General features: G+C 68.3%; 11 protein-coding genes and 1 pseudogene. 3 read left to right on the top strand and 9 right to left on the bottom strand.

The genetic code is table 11. The annotated features are described in order from the left end of the window. Positions 1-308 precede the first annotated feature (308 nt). From ACFV9O_RS37055 to ACFV9O_RS37045, 3 genes are all read right to left on the bottom strand, one after another. Entirely contained in the window at positions 309-1,016 is a 708-nt protein-coding gene (locus tag ACFV9O_RS37055; protein WP_385426537.1) for a GntR family transcriptional regulator, read from the bottom strand. 173 nt (positions 1,017-1,189) lie between these two features. Next, complete coding sequence (locus ACFV9O_RS37050; protein WP_385426534.1) at positions 1,190-2,278, bottom strand: NAD(P)H-dependent flavin oxidoreductase; 1,089 nt, start codon at positions 2,276-2,278, stop codon at positions 1,190-1,192. An 11-nt stretch (positions 2,279-2,289) separates the two neighbouring features. Beyond that, positions 2,290-3,447, bottom strand: coding sequence for a thiolase family protein (locus tag ACFV9O_RS37045; protein WP_385426541.1), 1,158 nt, complete (start codon positions 3,445-3,447; stop codon positions 2,290-2,292). 969 nt (positions 3,448-4,416) lie between these two features. Between ACFV9O_RS37045 and ACFV9O_RS37040 the strand changes: the two genes are divergently transcribed. From ACFV9O_RS37040 to ACFV9O_RS37030, 3 genes are all read left to right on the top strand, one after another. Beyond that, on the top strand, positions 4,417-5,280 hold the full coding sequence (locus ACFV9O_RS37040; protein WP_385426532.1) for a fumarylacetoacetate hydrolase family protein: 864 nt from the start codon (positions 4,417-4,419) through the stop codon (positions 5,278-5,280). Continuing rightward, a complete protein-coding gene (locus ACFV9O_RS37035; RefSeq protein WP_385426529.1) occupies positions 5,277-7,289 on the top strand; it encodes an acetoacetate--CoA ligase in 2,013 nt (670 codons plus the stop codon). Before ACFV9O_RS37040 ends, ACFV9O_RS37035 begins: the two co-directional genes overlap by 4 nt. Positions 7,290-7,597: 308 nt before the next feature. After that, positions 7,598-8,077, top strand: coding sequence for an FCD domain-containing protein (locus tag ACFV9O_RS37030; RefSeq protein ID WP_385426526.1), 480 nt, complete (start codon positions 7,598-7,600; stop codon positions 8,075-8,077). A gap of 612 nt (positions 8,078-8,689) precedes the next feature. On the opposite strand, the gene ACFV9O_RS37025 is transcribed toward ACFV9O_RS37030, so the two are convergent. The 6 genes and pseudogenes from ACFV9O_RS37025 to ACFV9O_RS37000 all read right to left on the bottom strand — a co-directional run. After that, positions 8,690-9,553, bottom strand: coding sequence for a 3-hydroxybutyryl-CoA dehydrogenase (locus ACFV9O_RS37025; protein WP_385426524.1), 864 nt, complete (start codon positions 9,551-9,553; stop codon positions 8,690-8,692). 48 nt (positions 9,554-9,601) lie between these two features. Then, positions 9,602-12,832: a fused isobutyryl-CoA mutase/GTPase IcmF gene (icmF, locus tag ACFV9O_RS37020; RefSeq protein WP_385426521.1), complete on the bottom strand. Its 3,231-nt coding sequence runs from the start codon at positions 12,830-12,832 to the stop codon at positions 9,602-9,604. Between the two features lie 212 nt (positions 12,833-13,044). Then, the gene (locus ACFV9O_RS37015; protein WP_385426518.1) at positions 13,045-13,806 is read right to left on the bottom strand and encodes an enoyl-CoA hydratase/isomerase family protein; all 762 of its coding nucleotides are present in this window, start codon (positions 13,804-13,806) and stop codon (positions 13,045-13,047) included. A 108-nt stretch (positions 13,807-13,914) separates the two neighbouring features. Beyond that, the gene (locus ACFV9O_RS37010; RefSeq protein WP_385426539.1) at positions 13,915-14,190 is read right to left on the bottom strand and encodes a hypothetical protein; all 276 of its coding nucleotides are present in this window, start codon (positions 14,188-14,190) and stop codon (positions 13,915-13,917) included. A gap of 103 nt (positions 14,191-14,293) precedes the next feature. After that, positions 14,294-14,563, bottom strand: a pseudogene (locus ACFV9O_RS37005) (beta-ketoacyl synthase N-terminal-like domain-containing protein); the annotation flags it as partial. A 498-nt stretch (positions 14,564-15,061) separates the two neighbouring features. After that, positions 15,062-15,383: transposase (locus tag ACFV9O_RS37000; protein WP_385426515.1), on the bottom strand; the 322-nt coding region annotated here is incomplete at its 5' end.

The following is a 15,383-nucleotide window of genomic DNA, read 5'->3' as shown; positions in this document are numbered from 1 at the left end:
CTCCCGCAACATCGCCCGTAAGGGCGAGGCTGTGTGGACTGCGGGGCGTGAGTCACGCGTCCCTGCCACCCCATAGGGGTGTCTGGACGGAGGAGCCCACCCAGCAGCCAGCTGGGCACTACCTCCAAGCCCGGTCGTTTACGGCCGGGTCAAGTTGACGCGCCTGACCAGGTTGGTGTGGTTTCGCCAGTGAGCCGACGGGCCATGTTGCCGATGATCGCGAACTGGAGCACGGCTTCGGGTCGGGCAGGGCCTCGTACTAGGCCGCGCTGCACCCGCGCCCGCCTGCAAAGGCACGCCCACAACGCTCAGCGTGCCCTTGCGGAGCCCTCCGTGGCAGGACTTTCCAGGCCGTGCTCTTGGGCGTAGGCGATGAGTGCCCGAGGAGCTCTCGCGATGTGTTCAGTGAGTGCGGCAACCGCCGCATCGGCGTCTCGAGCCAGAGCGAACTCTTTGAGCTGCCGGTGTTCGGCGGACAGATCACGCGCATGATCCTCGGTGAGCGACCAGTACCAGCGGCGGTAGAGCTCGGCACTGTCGCGCACCGAATTGGCAATTGCCTCCAGGCGAGGGCTTTGGCATCCGGCCAGCAAGGCCTGATGGAAGGCGCGGTGGGCGATGGACCAGGCTTCGTTCAACCGGCCGTCGCTTTTGGTAACCGGAGTGCGCTCCAGAGTGTGATGGGTGGCGACGACCGATGTCTCCCATTCCACGCCTCCCAGGGCGAACGACTGCCGCAGGGCGAGCGACTCCACCTGGATGCGGACGTTGGTGAGGTCGGACACGTCCGCGACCGACAGGGCGACCACGCTGAACCCACGCTGCGGGTTCGACACGATGAGCCCCTGCTCCGCGAGCCGCGTCAGTGCCTCCCGTATGACGGAGAGGCTCACCCCGAACCGCTGTCCGAGTCCTGCCAGCTTCAGCCGTTGACCGGGTTCGAACGTCCCGTTGAGTAGGTCGCTGCGGATGTCGTCGTAGACCTCTTCGGTACGCGTCGCGCCTTTGGTTGCCACTCCACGAGTGTAGCTGATTAGCGATAACCACTGGAGTTTCCGACATTATCGACGAATGATCACCATCTGTGCCCGCGGCGACCCGGGCGCGGGCCACCGCGGGCGGCAGCAGCGCATTTGGAAGGGGTTCACGTCGTCGGCTGGCGGCTTCGTCACGGGCAGCCGGTGTTCGGTCAGACGGCCTGGGCCAGCCGGGTGAGCCTGTCGCCGACGATCGCGGTCGCCTCCTTCATGACTGTGTCCACCAGCGAGGCGACGGTGGGGATGTCGTGGATCAGTCCCTGGGCCGTGCTTGCCCACCAGATGCCGTGGTCGATGTCGCCGGTGGCGTACACCTCGCGGCCGCGGGCGCCCGCTACCAGGTCGCGCACGTCGTCGAAGGTGCCGCCCTGCCGTTCGATCTCGAGTACGCGCTGGCTGACGGCGTTGCGGGCGACGCGTGCCGTGTTCCTGAAGGACCGGAAGATCAGATCAGTCGACGTCTCGTCGTGAGCGACGATGGCTTCTTTGACCCTCTCGTGGATGGTCGCTTCGGCGGTGCACATGAAGCGCGTGCCGAGGTTGACGGCGTCCGCGCCCAGCGCCAGTGCCGCGACCAGCCCCCGCGCGTCGGCGATGCCCCCGGACGCCACGACGGGAATCGAGATCTTGTCCACGGTGGAGGGGATCAGGACGAGTGCGGGGATGTCGTCCTCGCCGGGGTGGCCCGCGCATTCGAAGCCGTCGATGGACACGGCGTCCACGCCCAGCTTCTCCGCCTTGACTGCGTGGCGGGCGGCGGTGCACTTGTGAATGACGCGGATGCCGTGTGCCTTGAAGTCTTCCACGTGTTCGGCGGGGTTGGCTCCCGCTGTCTCGACGACCGGGATCCCGGCGGCAATGATGGCGCGCCGGTATTCCGCGTAGGGCGGCGGCGTGATCGTGGGCAGGATGGTCAGGTTGACACCGAAGGGCTTGTCGGTGAGGGTCCGGGTGCGTTCGATCTCGCGCATCAGGTCGGCGGGTGTGGGCTGGGTGAGCGCGGACAGGAATGCGAGGCATCCGGCGTTGGCGGCTGCGGCGACCAGTTCGGCGCGGCCGACTGCTTGCATCCCGCCCATGGTGATCGGGTGCTCGACGCCGAACAGTTCGGTGAACCGGGTCTTCATGGTGCTCCCTTTGGTATGCGGCTCGGTGTGGTCAGCGGACGGTCCAACGAGGGCCGGTCCTTGCGGCGGACGGTGGCGCCCGCGTCGGGTGGCCTTCCGCTCGCCGCCGGTCATGCTCGGACCGTTCACAGCCGCTGGATCAGCGTGCCGGTGCCGAGGCCGCCCCCGCAGCACATCGTCACCAGACCGGTCTCGGCGTCTTCGTCCTCGAGGATGTGCAGCAGCGTCGTGATGAGGCGTGCGCCGGACGAGCCCAGCGGATGGCCAAGAGCCATGGCCCCGCCGCGGACGTTGACGCGTTCCATGTCTGGCTTGTGTTCCCTCTCCCAGGCGAGCACGACGGACGCGAAGGCCTCGTTGACCTCGATGCGGTCGATGTCGCCGATGCCCATGCCGTTGCGCCCGAGGATCTTCCGGGTGGCGGGGATCGGGCCCTCCAGCATCCGTACCGGGTCGCATCCCACGGTGACTTGGTCCACGACGCGGGCGCGGGGCCTAAGGCCAAGGCGCTCGGCGGTCGCACGGTCGGCGAGCATCACTGCGGCCGCGCCGTCGGAGATCTGCGATGACGTCCCAGCGGTGATCCTTCCGTCCTGCTTGAAGGCCGGCTTGAGCCGGGTCAGAGCGTCGAGGCTCGCGTCCTCGCGGATGCCCTGGTCGCGGACGTGGAGCTCTCCCTCTGTGGTGACCGGGACGATCTCCCGGGCGAAGGAGCCCTCTTCGGTGGCCTGCCAGGCGCGGCGGTGGGAGCGAACCGCGAGCTGCTCCATGTCGTGCCGGGAGATGCCCCAGGCTTCGGCGATCAGCTCGGCTCCGATGCCCTGCCCCCGGATGTCGTAGCGCTCCAGCAGTGCGGGGGTGATCGGGGAGCCGAATTCCTCCTGCACCTGTGCGGCGGCGGCGAAGGAGTTGATGCCCATATGCTCGACCCCGGCCCCGATCACCACGTCGTGCACGCCTGAAGCGATCAGCGTGGCACCGAGGTTGACGGCCTGCTGCGCTGAACCGCACTGCAGATCAAGCGTCATGGCTGCCGTCTCGAGCGGGAGCCCTTCTTGCAGCCACGCGGTGCGGGCGATGTTCATGCTCTGCTGGCCGAACTGCTGGACACAGCCGGCGAGCGCGGCATCGACTTTCAGCGGCTCGATACCGCTGCGCTCCACCACTGCCCGGTAGGCGGTGGCGAGCAGATCGGCTGGATGTGTGGCGCGGTAGTAGCCCTTCTCGGGGTGACCGCGCCCGATCGGAGTACGGATGGCATCAACGATGACGACTTCACGCAGATCAGACATGTCGGTGGCCACGCGCGGACCCCGCCGCGGCGAAGGCGGCGTGGGCGAACCCGGTGCGGTGGCGGCCTCCTTCGCAAGTGCGGTGGGGCGTGGGATGTCACACCTGGCGACAGCCGAGGAACAGCGGGCCGTCGCCCGGGAAGAATTATCGAAATTTATCATCAGAATCGATAAAGGTCGAGAGCTTGCGCGGTCGATCACTCCGGCGTTCCGGCCCGTCCGTCGTGGCCCCGGCCGCCGTCGGGCGTGACCCCTCCGCTCGGGCCGGGAAGTGTCAGACGGGCGGAGAGATTATCGAAATTAGTTGCCTTTACCGTTAATAGCCTGCCATGCTGGAGACGCATGGAAGTCGGGCCGCATGACTGCGCGGCCATGTGTATCCCGAAGTCTGGGTGGTCCCACGGGACTGGCGGCCGACAAGGCGGCAGCGATCCGAGGAGGGGTAGTGGGTCTGCATCGCTTGATTTCGATCACCATCGGGGGGCCGAGTCCCGCGGAGGCCGTCGCGTACTACCGCGCCTTCGGTCTCTCAGTGACTGACGAGTCGGCGACGGACGACCCGTTCGCCTTCTCGGCCCAGGGCTGCGGTGAGCAGCTTCAGCTGGTCAGGGCGTCGCGGCACCGACTGTTGAAGTTCGGGATCGGTGCGCACAATCCCGACGACCTGGACCGGGTTGCGGCTTCTTTGGGGCGGCTCGACCCGGAGGCCAAGCGGGGTGCGGGGCGGCGGGCAGTCCCGTCGACGGCGTTCTGCGGAAGCCCGAAGCCGTCGTATGCGCCCTTGGACTCTGCAACTGGCGCCCTGCTCCGCCCTCCCCTTCCTCGCCCCCGACGATCTCGCCGCACTCATTGCGGCTCACACAGCCCCGGCTGACCCCAGCGGCACCCGGTGCCCGTGGGCCTTCGGCGTGACAGCTGCCTGCCCGAGGCACTATCCGACCTATTCAAGGAGTTACACCTATGCGTGTCGGCACAGTACGCGGTCGGCCTGCGGTCCTGTCCGGGAACCGGGCCTTGGACATCGCTCTGGCAAGCGACGGACGTTTTCCCGCCGATATGGCGGCCCTCTTCGAGCGCTGGGACGAACTGGCCGAGTGGGCAGACTCCCGCGGTCTGGACGACGCGGTGCCCTTCACCCCGCAGGAGCTCGGGGCGCCGTTCCTGCGTCCCTCGCAGGTTTTCGCGATCGGCCTGAACTACCGCGACCACGCCTCCGAATCCGGCGTGGCCGCGCCCGACGCGCCCCCCGTCTTCACCAAGTTCCCCACGTGCCTCACAGGCCCCTACGACGTGGTCGCCCTGCCCAGCCCGGGAGTCGACTGGGAAGTCGAACTCGTCGCCGTCATCGGACGCCGCGCAGAGCACGTCCGTGAACAGGACGCCTGGTCACACGTCGCCGGACTCACCGTCGGCCAGGACCTGTCCGAGCGCTCCGTCCAGCTGGCCGGCCCCGTCCCCCAGTTCTCCCTGGGCAAGTCCTACCCCGGCTTCGGTCCCATCGGGCCCGCCATCGTGACCCCCGACGAGCTCCAGAACCCCGACGACCTCGCCCTCTCCTGCCGCGTCGGCGACGACATCCTCCAGCAGGGCCGCACGAAGGACATGATCTTCTCCGTGCCCGAGCTGATCGCCCGCCTCTCCGCCGTATGCCCCCTGCTGCCCGGCGACCTCGTCTTCACCGGCACCCCGCACGGTGTCGGCATGGCGCGCACCCCACCGCGCTACCTCACCCCCGACACCATCCTCATCAGCTCCATCGAAGGTATCGGTGAAATCCGCAACCCGCTGACGGCCGGCGCCGGCTACCCAGCACAGCAGCGATGAACACCGCCGCACCCAGCTGGGTACCCGACAAGCAGACGGTCGAGCAGGCCCACGTCACCGCCTTCGCCCGCTGGTGCGTGGCGCAGCGCGGGGCGCCCGCCGAGGCAGCCGACCACTATCCGGCCCTGTGGTCATGGTCGGTGCAGCGGATGCCTGAGTTCTGGCTGGCCGTATGGGACTACTTCGACGTCCCGGCGACCGCCCGCGCCGAGGAGGTCCTGTCCAGCGACCCGATGCCCAACGCACGCTGGTTCTCCGGCGCGCGGCTCAACTACGTGGACCAGATCTTCCGGGACCGGGACCCCGGCCGGGCCGCCGTGATCGACGTGGCGGAGCCCGCGGCCGACGGCAGCGGCAGCCGTGAGCGGGTTCTGACCTGGGCGGAGCTGGGGCAGCAGGTGAGGGCGTTCGCCGGGACGCTGCGTCGGCTGGGTGTGGGACACGGCGACCGTGTGGCTGGCTACCTGCCCAACATCGCGGAGTCGGTCGTCGCTTTCCTCGCGGCAGCCAGCATCGGAGCCGTCTGGGCGAGCTGTGGACAGGACTACGCGCCCGGCGCCGCAGCCGACCGGTTCCGCCAGCTGGAGCCCACCGTGCTGGTCGTCGCCGACGGCTACCGCTACGCCGGGAAGGAACGCGACCGCCGCGTAGCCGCGGCTGAACTCCTCGCCGCCCTGCCCAGCGTGGAGGCGAGCGTCGTCATCCCACGGCTGGGACTGCCCTTCGAGCTGCCCGGCCGCGTCGAGACATGGGCGGAGGCCATCACAGTACCGGACGATTCGCCGGTCACCCCGGTGGCGTTCGACCACCCGCTGTGGATCCTGTTCTCCTCCGGCACCACCGGTGCGCCCAAGGGCATCGTGCACGGCCACGGCGGCGTGCTGCTGGAGCACCTGAAGGTCCTGTCCCTGCACAACGACCTCGGCGCACAGGACACGTTCTTTTGGTACACCACACCGAGCTGGATGGTGTGGAACTACCTCATCTCCGGCCTGCTCGTCGGTTCGACCATCGTCTGTTACGACGGCAGTCCCACCCACCCCGGCGCGGACGCTCTGTTCGCTCTCGCGGCACGTCACCGGGTGACGTTCCTGGGTGCGAGCCCCGGTTACCTGTCCGCATGCGAGAAGACCGGCGCGGAGCCGGGGCGGGATTTCGACCTGTCCGCGCTGCGCGCGATCGGCTCATCGGGCTCCCATCTGCCAGCGCCGGCCTACACGTGGGTCGCCGAGCACGTCGCCGAGCGCGTCCAGGTCGTGTCCACCAGTGGAGGCACGGACATCGTCAGCGCCTTCGCCGGTGGTGTCCCCACGATGCCGGTGTGGCCGGGAGAACTGTCGATCCCGTGCCTGGGCGTGGCCCTCGATGCTCTGGACCCTCAGGGACGGCCCCTGCGCGGCGCGATGGGAGAGCTGGTCGTGACCCGGCCCATGCCCTCGATGCCTCTGTACTTCTGGAACGACCCCGACCAGAAACGCTACCTCGAGGCCTACTTCTCGGCGTATCCCGGCGTCTGGCGGCACGGCGACTGGATCACGATCACCGACCGTGGTTCCGTGATGGTGCACGGCCGGTCGGACTCGACGCTGAATCGCAACGGCGTCCGCATGGGAAGCGCCGACATTTACCAGGCCGCCGAGGCTATCCCGGAAGTCGCCGAAGCACTGGTGATCGGCGCTGAGCGGCCGGACGGCGGCTACTGGATGCCGCTGTTCGTCCGGTTGCAGGACGGGAGCCGGCTCGACGACGAGCTCGTCGGCCGCATCCGCGCTGCCATCAGGGAACACGCCTCACCCCGGCACGAACCGGACGAGATCATTGCGGTGCCGGCCATCCCGCACACCCGAACCGGCAAGAAGCTGGAGGTCCCGGTCAAACGGCTGCTCCAGGGCGCGAACGTCGCCGACGTCGCCGATTCCGGAGCTGTCGATGACCCGGCCTCCCTGATCTGGTACGCCGACTATCGAAGCCGCAGGGAATCCCGGACGCAGGCGCCGACCGACGACTGATGTCACAGCGGCGACCGAGCATCCGGATCCCGGCCATGGCGTCGTTGCCCTCAGCCGTCAACTGCGCTGGCCTGGCGGGCGAGCCGGGCCACGAGTCGGTCGACTGATCCCGCATCGCTGGCCGCGACTCCTTCACGCTGCTCGCGGGGTCGGCGATGTGCACCGGCCGAGTCGGGGCCGGCACGGCGGTGGCACCGGTCTGCCGTCGCTCACCGGCTTCGACGGCGCAGACCGCACCGCCGCCACCGTGGACACCATGGCCGGAGCGCGGCAAACCCGTATCGTGGGTGCGCGAATGTGTGGCTCCGGTGCGCGTCTTGCTCGTCGGCGAGGCGCCATCGCGCGGCGAGCGCCGGAACTCCGCCGTCGCCTTCACCCCCGGCTTGACATCACGATCCACATGGCCGCGCCGTCTCCCGCGATGCCTCGATCCGAGGGACGTCCGGTTCGAGGCCGATCTGGTCGCGGCCCATGACCCGCTCGCCCAGTCCTCGGCGTTGAACGATGCGGGCTCGGTCCAGGAGGAATGGCTCGCCGCTCATGCGGCGTTTCACCACGCGATGCCCAGCGGGTTCTCGAATCTGCGGCTGCGCGCGATGGCCAATCAGCTGCGCGACGCCACCGAGGTGTACCGGTTCCGGCAGGGCGGGGCAGCCGGGCGACGAGCCGGACCGGGTGTCGCGGGCGGGCACCGGCGCATCCCGGAGGCGATCCTGGCCCGGGAGGCTGATCACGCCGTCGCCGAGCCCGCTCACCGCATCGAGTTCGGCGGACCACAAGGTTCATAGCACCACGAACGTCTCATTTGACTTGACAACTACCGCACCTTGTCGGCCGCCTGTGCTCCAGACCGGTGATGGTATCGTTCGGCGCCTGCTAGTGAGGCTCCCACCAGCGCCTTGCGAGTACCCGGACGAGACCGAGCGAGTGATCGATCACCCGTGCGAACTCGGCTTGGGGTCGGCCCCCATTACAGTCTTCCTGACCTCGCCCCCGTCGTCTGGCTCTAGCTCAGTCGCGCGGCCACGTAAAGACGAGCAAGGAGGCAGGGATTCCTCCGGTTGTCGCTGTCGAGGCCGCGCCGGTTTCTCACACAGATGAAGGTCCAGCGTGCTGTCGAGAGGCTCAAGACCTCTTGTACGCCGTAGGAACCGTGCACGAGGTGCGGTGTGATCGGCCTTTCTATCGGGGATCGTGGTCACCTTGGCTGCGAACATCGCGCCGGCTCCGGCAGGGCCGCTGGCGTTGAGAGCGTGCACTCCACCGGGTTGCTGCTTGGTGGCTCGGAGCCCGGAAGGCATTGCGTGACGGGTGATCCTGCCGGCGGATTCGGTGAGAGTTCGCGCATGGTGGCCGGCAACCATGCCGAGCAGAACGGTCTCTGCTCAATGCTCGCTCTTTCAAACCTCGTAGGCGTAGAAGCCGCGGCCGCTCTTGCGGCCGAGGTGGCCTGCGGCGACCATGCGGCGCAGGAGGGCGGGCGGTGCGTAGAGCGGTTCCTTGAACTCCTCGTACATGGACTCGGCCACCGCTTGGGCAGTATCGAGGCCGATGAGGTCGAGCAGGCGCAGGGGGCCCATGGGGTGGGCGCAGCCGAGTTCCATGCCCTGGTCGATGTCGTCCGGCCGTGCGGACCCCGACTCCACCATGCGCACCGCGCTGAGGAGATAGGGCACGAGCAGGGCGTTGACGACGAAGCCCGAGCGGTCGGGTGCCTGGACGGTTGCCTTGCCGAGCTGCTCCGCAGCGAAACGACGCGTACGGTCCAGGGTGTCCTCACTGGTGGTTAGGGCGGGGATCAACTCGACCAGCCGCTGCACCGGCACTGGATTGAAGAAGTGCATCCCGATGACCCGCCCGGGGCGCTCGGTGGCAACCGCGAGATCGACGATGGGCAGCGAGGAGGTGTTGGTGGCCAGGACGGCGCGCGGATCAGCGACGACCTTGTCGAGGGTCCGGATGACGTTGGTCTTGATGTCGCGGTTCTCGGCGACGGCTTCAATGACGAACTGGCGGTCGGCCATGTCCCCGAGGTCGTGGGTGAACGAGATCCGGGCGAGAGCCTGGTCTCTGTGTTCCTCGCTGAGCTTGCCGCGCTGCACGGCCCGGTCCAGGGAGCCAGTGATACGGCGCTTGCCGGCGTCGACGGCCTCGGATGTGGCCTCGGCGACGCGGACGTCGAGGGCGTTGCGTGCGGCGACTTCGGCGATGCCGGAGCCCATGAGGCCGCAACCGACAACGCCGAGACGGGTAACAGGGTCCATCTGAAGTCCTCTCCGATAATTAGCTACGGTGTCGTTCACGGGGCCGAATCAGACGTTGCGGCGGTATTGCCCGCCGACCTCGAAGAAGGCGTCGGTGACCTGCTGCAGTGAGCAGACCTGGGCGGCGTCCATGAGGACAGCAAAGACGTTGCGGTCGGTCACCGCCGCCTCCTTGAGAGCGGCCAACGCGGCGTGGGTCTGGTCGCGGTGTGCCGTTTGGTAGTCCCGTACTTGCTCCAGCTGGGATTGCTTCTCCTCTTCGGTCGCCCGGGCTAGTTCGATGACGCCGGGTTCGGCAGTGTCGGCGTGGGGGTTGCGGAAGGTGTTGACGCCGATGATGGGCAGGGTGCCGTCATGCTTGCGCTGCTCGTAGAGCATCGACTCGTCCTGGATCCGGCCGCGTTGGTAGCCGGTCTCCATGGCGCCGAGCACGCCGCCGCGTTCGCTGATCCGCTCGAACTCCTGCAGGACGGCCTCCTCAACCAGGTCGGTGAGTTCGTCGATGATGAACGACCCCTGCAAGGGGTTCTCATTCATGGCGAGGCCCCATTCCCGGTTGATGATCAGCTGGATGGCCAGGGCCCGGCGGACGGAGTCCTCGGTGGGGGTGGTGACGGCCTCGTCGAAGGCGTTGGTGTGCAGGCTGTTGCAGTTGTCGTAGATCGCGGTGAGTGCCTGCAGGGTGGTGCGGATGTCGTTGAAGTCCATCTCCTGGGCGTGCAGGGAGCGTCCGGAGGTCTGGACGTGGTACTTGAGCTTCTGGCTGCGCTCGTTCGCGCCGTATTTCTCCTTCATGGCGACGGCCCAGATGCGGCGGGCGACCCGCCCGAGGACGGAGTACTCGGGGTCCATGCCGTTGGAGAAGAAGAACGACAGATTGGGGGCGAAGTCATCGATGTGCATGCCGCGGGCGAGGTAGGCCTCGACGTAGGTGAAGCCGTTGGCCAGGGTGAAGGCGAGCTGACTGACGGGGTTCGCGCCGGCTTCGGCGATGTGGTAGCCGGAGATGGACACCGAGTAGAAGTTGCGGACCTTGTTCGCGATGAACCACTTCTGGATGTCGGCCATCATCCGCAGGCTGAACTCGGTGGAGAACAGGCAGGTGTTCTGGCCCTGGTCCTCCTTGAGGATGTCGGCCTGCACGGTGCCGCGCACGTTCGCCAGCGCGTGGGCCCGCAGTTCGGCTGCCTCGTCCGGTGACGGGTCGCGGCCCTCGGCGGCACGGAAGCGGTCGATCTGCTGGTCGACGGCGGTGTTGAGGAAGAACGCCAGGATGGTCGGAGCGGGCCCGTTGATCGTCATGGAGACCGAGGTCATGGGGGATATCAGGTCGAAGCCGTCGTAGAGCGCCTTCATGTCCTCCAGCGTGGCGACCGAGACGCCGGAGGTGCCGACCTTGCCGTAGATGTCGGGGCGTTCGTCCGGGTCGCGGCCGTAGAGGGTGACGGAGTCGAAGGCGGTGGACAGCCGGGTGGCCGGCTGGCCCTCGGAGAGCAGCTTGAAGCGGCGGTTGGTGCGGAACGGGTCGCCCTCGCCGGCGAACATGCGCGCCGGGTCCTCGCCATCGCGTTTGAAGGGGAACACCCCGGCTGTGAAGGGGAAGTGGCCGGGCAGGTTCTCCCGGCGCCAGAACCGCACCAGTTCCCCGTGGTCGGTGAAGCGGGGCAGGGCGACGCGGGGGATCTTGTTGCCGGACAGGGACTCGCGGGTCAGCTTGGTGCGGATCTCCTTGTCGCGGACCTTCACGACCTGCTGGTCGCCGGAGTACGACGTCACCACGGCGGGCCAGTTCTCGATCTGCTCGCGTACGCCGTGCGGGAGTTGCCTGCGGGCGCCGTCGAGGAGTGACTGCACGGTCCCGGCGTCGGAGCCGGCCTCGACGAGTTCGCCCGCGACCGTCTCCAGGCGCTGCACCCGCCGTGCCACCTCGGCCAGTCGCTCGGTCTCGGCGTGGTAGGCGCGGATCGTGTCGGTGATCTCGGCAAGGTAGCGCACCCGGTCCACGGGGACGACCTGCCGGATGCCGGAGGAGTGGCGTACGTCGACCGGTGCCAGCGTGCCCTCCGACAAGGGCAGTCCCTTCTCGGCCAGGACTGTCTTCAGGTACTGGTGCAGCGCGGTGACGCCGTCGTCGTTGAAGGTCGCCGCCGAGGTGCCGTACACCGGCATGTCCTCGGGCCACATCCCGAACGCCTCGCGGTTGCACACCAGTTGGCGACCCACGTCACGCAGCGCGTCCTTGGCGCCGCGCCGCTCGAACTTGTTGATGGCCACGGCGTCGGCGAAGTCGAGCATGTCGATCTTCTCCAGCTGCGAGGCGGCGCCGAACTCCGGCGTCATCACGTACAGCGAGGTGTCGACGAACGGCACGATCGCCGCGTCGCCCTGGCCGATGCCCGGCGTCTCCACGATCGCCAGGTCGAACCCGGCGGCCTTCACGACGTCGATCACGTCCGCGAGGTGCTCGGGCAGCTCGCGGCTGCCGCGGGTGGCCAGGCTCCGGAAGAACACCCGGTTGCCGTCCAGGGAGTTCATCCGGATCCGGTCACCGAGCAGCGCGCCGCCGCCCCGGCGCCGGGTCGGGTCGACCGCGATCACCGCGATACGCAGCTTGTCCTGCTGGTCGACCCGGAACCGGCGGACCAACTCGTCGGTGAGCGACGACTTTCCCGAGCCGCCGGTGCCGGTGATGCCGAGTACCGGCGTGGTCCGCGCCGCCGCAGCGGCCCGCAGCTGGTCCAGGAACTCCACGGGTAGCTTGCCGAGTTCAGCACCGGTGATGGCGCGGGCTATCGCGAACCGGTCGCCCGCGAGTACGGCGGCCGCGTCGGCCGGTTTGCCGTCCCAGAGGTCGAAGTCGCAGTCCCGCACGACCGAGTTGACCATCCCGGCCAGGCCCATCCGCTGCCCGTCCTCGGGGGAGAAGATGGTCACCCCGCTCCCGCGCAGCCGGGTGATCTCCTCGGGCACGATGACGCCGCCGCCACCGCCGACCACACGGACATGGTCCGCGCCGTGTGCGCGCAGCGACTCGACCAGGTACTCGAAATACTCGACATGTCCGCCCTGGTAGGAGGAGACGGCCACGCCGTGCGCGTCCTCCTCCAGCGCCGCGTCCACGACCTCCTGCACCGACCGGTTGTGCCCGAGGTGGATCACCTCGGCGCCCTGGAACTGGAAGATCCGCCGCATGATGTTGATCGACGCGTCGTGCCCGTCGAACAGGGCCGAGGCCGTGACCAGGCGGACAGGATGCACGGGACGGTGCAGATCACTCATGGGGGCCTTCCCAGACAGATCAGAAGAACGACGACGGGAGTGATACTAGGACGTCCTAGTAAATAACTGAAAGTGTTGACCTTGTGGCTGAAAGTACGGGGGTGGGCAAGTTGGCTCACTGCGGGTGGAGGTTTCGAGCTCCGGCTCTCACCGTGGCGTCGAAACTGTTCCGCGCAGGCGGGGGGGCGCCTGCCACCCACGCCTGAATGTCCTCAACGACCGGCGAAGGGCGTGAGGAGCGCGGCCGCCTCCACCCGCGTGACCGCGTCCGCGATCACGCGGGCCTCCTCCCGGCCGAGTTGCTCCCGCGGGGTCTGCCAGGAGGAACGAAGGAGGCGCTTCGCCTGCCCGAGGGCGAACGTCGGCCCGGCTGCGAGCCGTTCGGCGAGCTGGGCCGCGCGCGTCTCCAGCGCGTCATCGTCCACCACTTCGGTGACCAGCCCCCATGCGTGGGCCTCGGCGGCGGTGAGCGTACGTCCCGTCAGGGCCAACTCCAGTGCCCGGACCTGCCCGATCGCGCGCGGCAGCAGGGATGACACGCCACAGTCGGGGGTCAGGCCGACACCAGCGTAGGCCATCAGGAACTTTGTCGAGTCAGCCGAGACGATCACATCACAGCTGAGCATCACGGCCAGTCCTGCCCCCGCCACGGCGCCCTGGACCGCGGCGACCACCGGTATGGGCAGCCCCGCCAGGCCCTGAAGGGCCAGGTCGAGGGTGGTGGCCAGCTCCTCCAGGTATTTCGACCGGTCCGTGGCGGCGGCCACCGCCGCCACGTCGCCCCCGGCGCAGAACCGCGGGCCCTCGCCGCGGACGAGCAGCGCTCGCGCCCCGGGATCGGCTGCCGCCCGCTCCACCATCCGGCCGAGAGCGCGGGCAGCAGGCAAGTCCACCGCGTTCGCTCGGGTCGGTCGGGCCAATGTGATCCGGGCGAGGCCGGCGTTGCACTCGTAGCGGACGGATTCGTCGGTCATCTTCTGGTTCGCTTCCTGGTAGGTGCTGTTGGTCAGGGCGGGGGTGGAAACGCTGATCAGGCGCGGCGGAGGAGCGCGGCCAGGCCTGGCCGCCGCCGCACATGGTGACTACGCCCAGCTCCAGGTCGCGCCGTACGAGGTCCTTGGGCACCCCCATGGGTCAGGATGGCCCCGGTCGCCCCTATCGGGTTCTCCAGCGTGATCGCACCGCCGTAAGGAGATGCTCGTCCACCTCCACGGTGTGGGGCTTCCGGCCGCCCATCGCAACGGGCGGCATTTCCTCCGCGAAGGCGTCCTTGGCCGCCGCGACTCGGCCGCGAACTCGTCCTGTTCCCGATGCGGGACGCCGTACTTCGGGGCGATGTTCTCCGCTGTAAGACCCATGTGGACATCGCGGAAGAGGCCGATGAGCGTCACAACCGTGCCCGTCGACGAGCGTGCGGTCGCCGAGCTTGCAGCCGGAACGAGCCACGAAGTCGTAGTACGGCATCCGGGACATGTTCTCGTCCCCGCCGGCCAACGCGATGTCCACCCCGCCCCAGCGCATCTGCATCACCGCCGACCACACCGCCTGCAGCCCACTGCCGCACAGCCGGTTCACGATGTATGCCGGTGCGCTCGTCGGCGGCCCGGCCGACAGTGCCACCCGGCGCGCGTTGTAGGCATCTGTGCCGACCTGGCTGATGCAGCCCATGACGACCTCGCGGACACCTTCCGGCTCCACCCCCACCCAAGACAGGGCTGATCGCGCGGCAATGCCGCCGAGTTTGTGCGCTGGGACGTCTCGAAACGCTGCCGCCGAAGCTGCCGATTGAGGTGCGCGTTCCCTCGACGATGAGGATCTTCTACTCGGAACCCATGGCCATTCCTTCCGCAGAGTGCGCTCGGCGCGTCCTCCCTGCCGGACGCGGACCGGCCCCCGAAATACTAGGACGTCCTACTAATTTCGCGCACTGTGACCCGGCTCACGCGCCAGCCGGCGGTGATGGCGCCGGGGGCGTAGTCCTCATCGAAAACGCGTGGACGGCTCACCGCAGAAAGAAGAGCTGCTCGGCCAAAATGGTCTTGCCAACCTCGGGTATTCAACCGAGCGGGATGATCTGATCCTCGATCCACCGCGTGGATTCTGATCACGGGTGTCGGGCGGGTTCTGGGTGTTTCTCCGGGGTGCGGGCAGCGGCGATTGCCGGGTGGCCGTCCGGTGCGGGGTCTCCCAGGTCTTTCGGGTCGTGGGCTGGCAGGGCGGTCGCGCGGGTCAGGTGACCATGCGCTGTCCGGTTGCTGTCCACAGGTCGGTGAAGTCGTCCTGCCAGGGCCAGAGTTGGGGCAGGTGGAGGGTGAGGCGGCGGGCGCCGGTGGCGATCCGGGCGGGAACGCTGATCAGGTGGCGGCGGATGGTGCCGGTCCGTGCCCTGGCGTGGAAGACGGAGGCGAGGTGGCCGGCGGCCCGGGTGAGGTTGTAAGCAGTGGCGGCGAGGGTGAGCCAGACATCCGATGCGGTTGATCTGTCAAGCCGCTGCGGGGCGTTGCTGCTGGGCGAGGTCGGGGAAGGCGACGTTTTCGTCGTAGAGCACGTG

The sequence above is a fragment of the Streptomyces sp. NPDC059909 genome, assembly GCF_042730885.1.
GTDB lineage: Bacteria > Actinomycetota > Actinomycetes > Streptomycetales > Streptomycetaceae > Streptomyces.
This window is presented reverse-complemented; position numbering and strand designations above follow the sequence as displayed.

Excerpts from the sequence above, each read along its gene's own strand:
- ACFV9O_RS37050 (WP_385426534.1), bottom strand. The coding sequence starts at position 2,278 with ATGACCGGCGGCGAGCGGAAGGCCACCCGACGCGGGCGCCACCGTCCG.
- ACFV9O_RS37040 (WP_385426532.1), top strand. The coding sequence starts at position 4,417 with ATGCGTGTCGGCACAGTACGCGGTCGGCCTGCGGTCCTGTCCGGGAAC.
- ACFV9O_RS37035 (WP_385426529.1), top strand. The coding sequence starts at position 5,277 with ATGAACACCGCCGCACCCAGCTGGGTACCCGACAAGCAGACGGTCGAG.
- ACFV9O_RS37025 (WP_385426524.1), bottom strand. The coding sequence starts at position 9,553 with ATGGACCCTGTTACCCGTCTCGGCGTTGTCGGTTGCGGCCTCATGGGC.
- icmF (WP_385426521.1), bottom strand. The coding sequence starts at position 12,832 with ATGAGTGATCTGCACCGTCCCGTGCATCCTGTCCGCCTGGTCACGGCC.
- ACFV9O_RS37015 (WP_385426518.1), bottom strand. The coding sequence starts at position 13,806 with ATGACCGACGAATCCGTCCGCTACGAGTGCAACGCCGGCCTCGCCCGG.
- ACFV9O_RS37010 (WP_385426539.1), bottom strand. The coding sequence starts at position 14,190 with ATGGGTCTTACAGCGGAGAACATCGCCCCGAAGTACGGCGTCCCGCAT.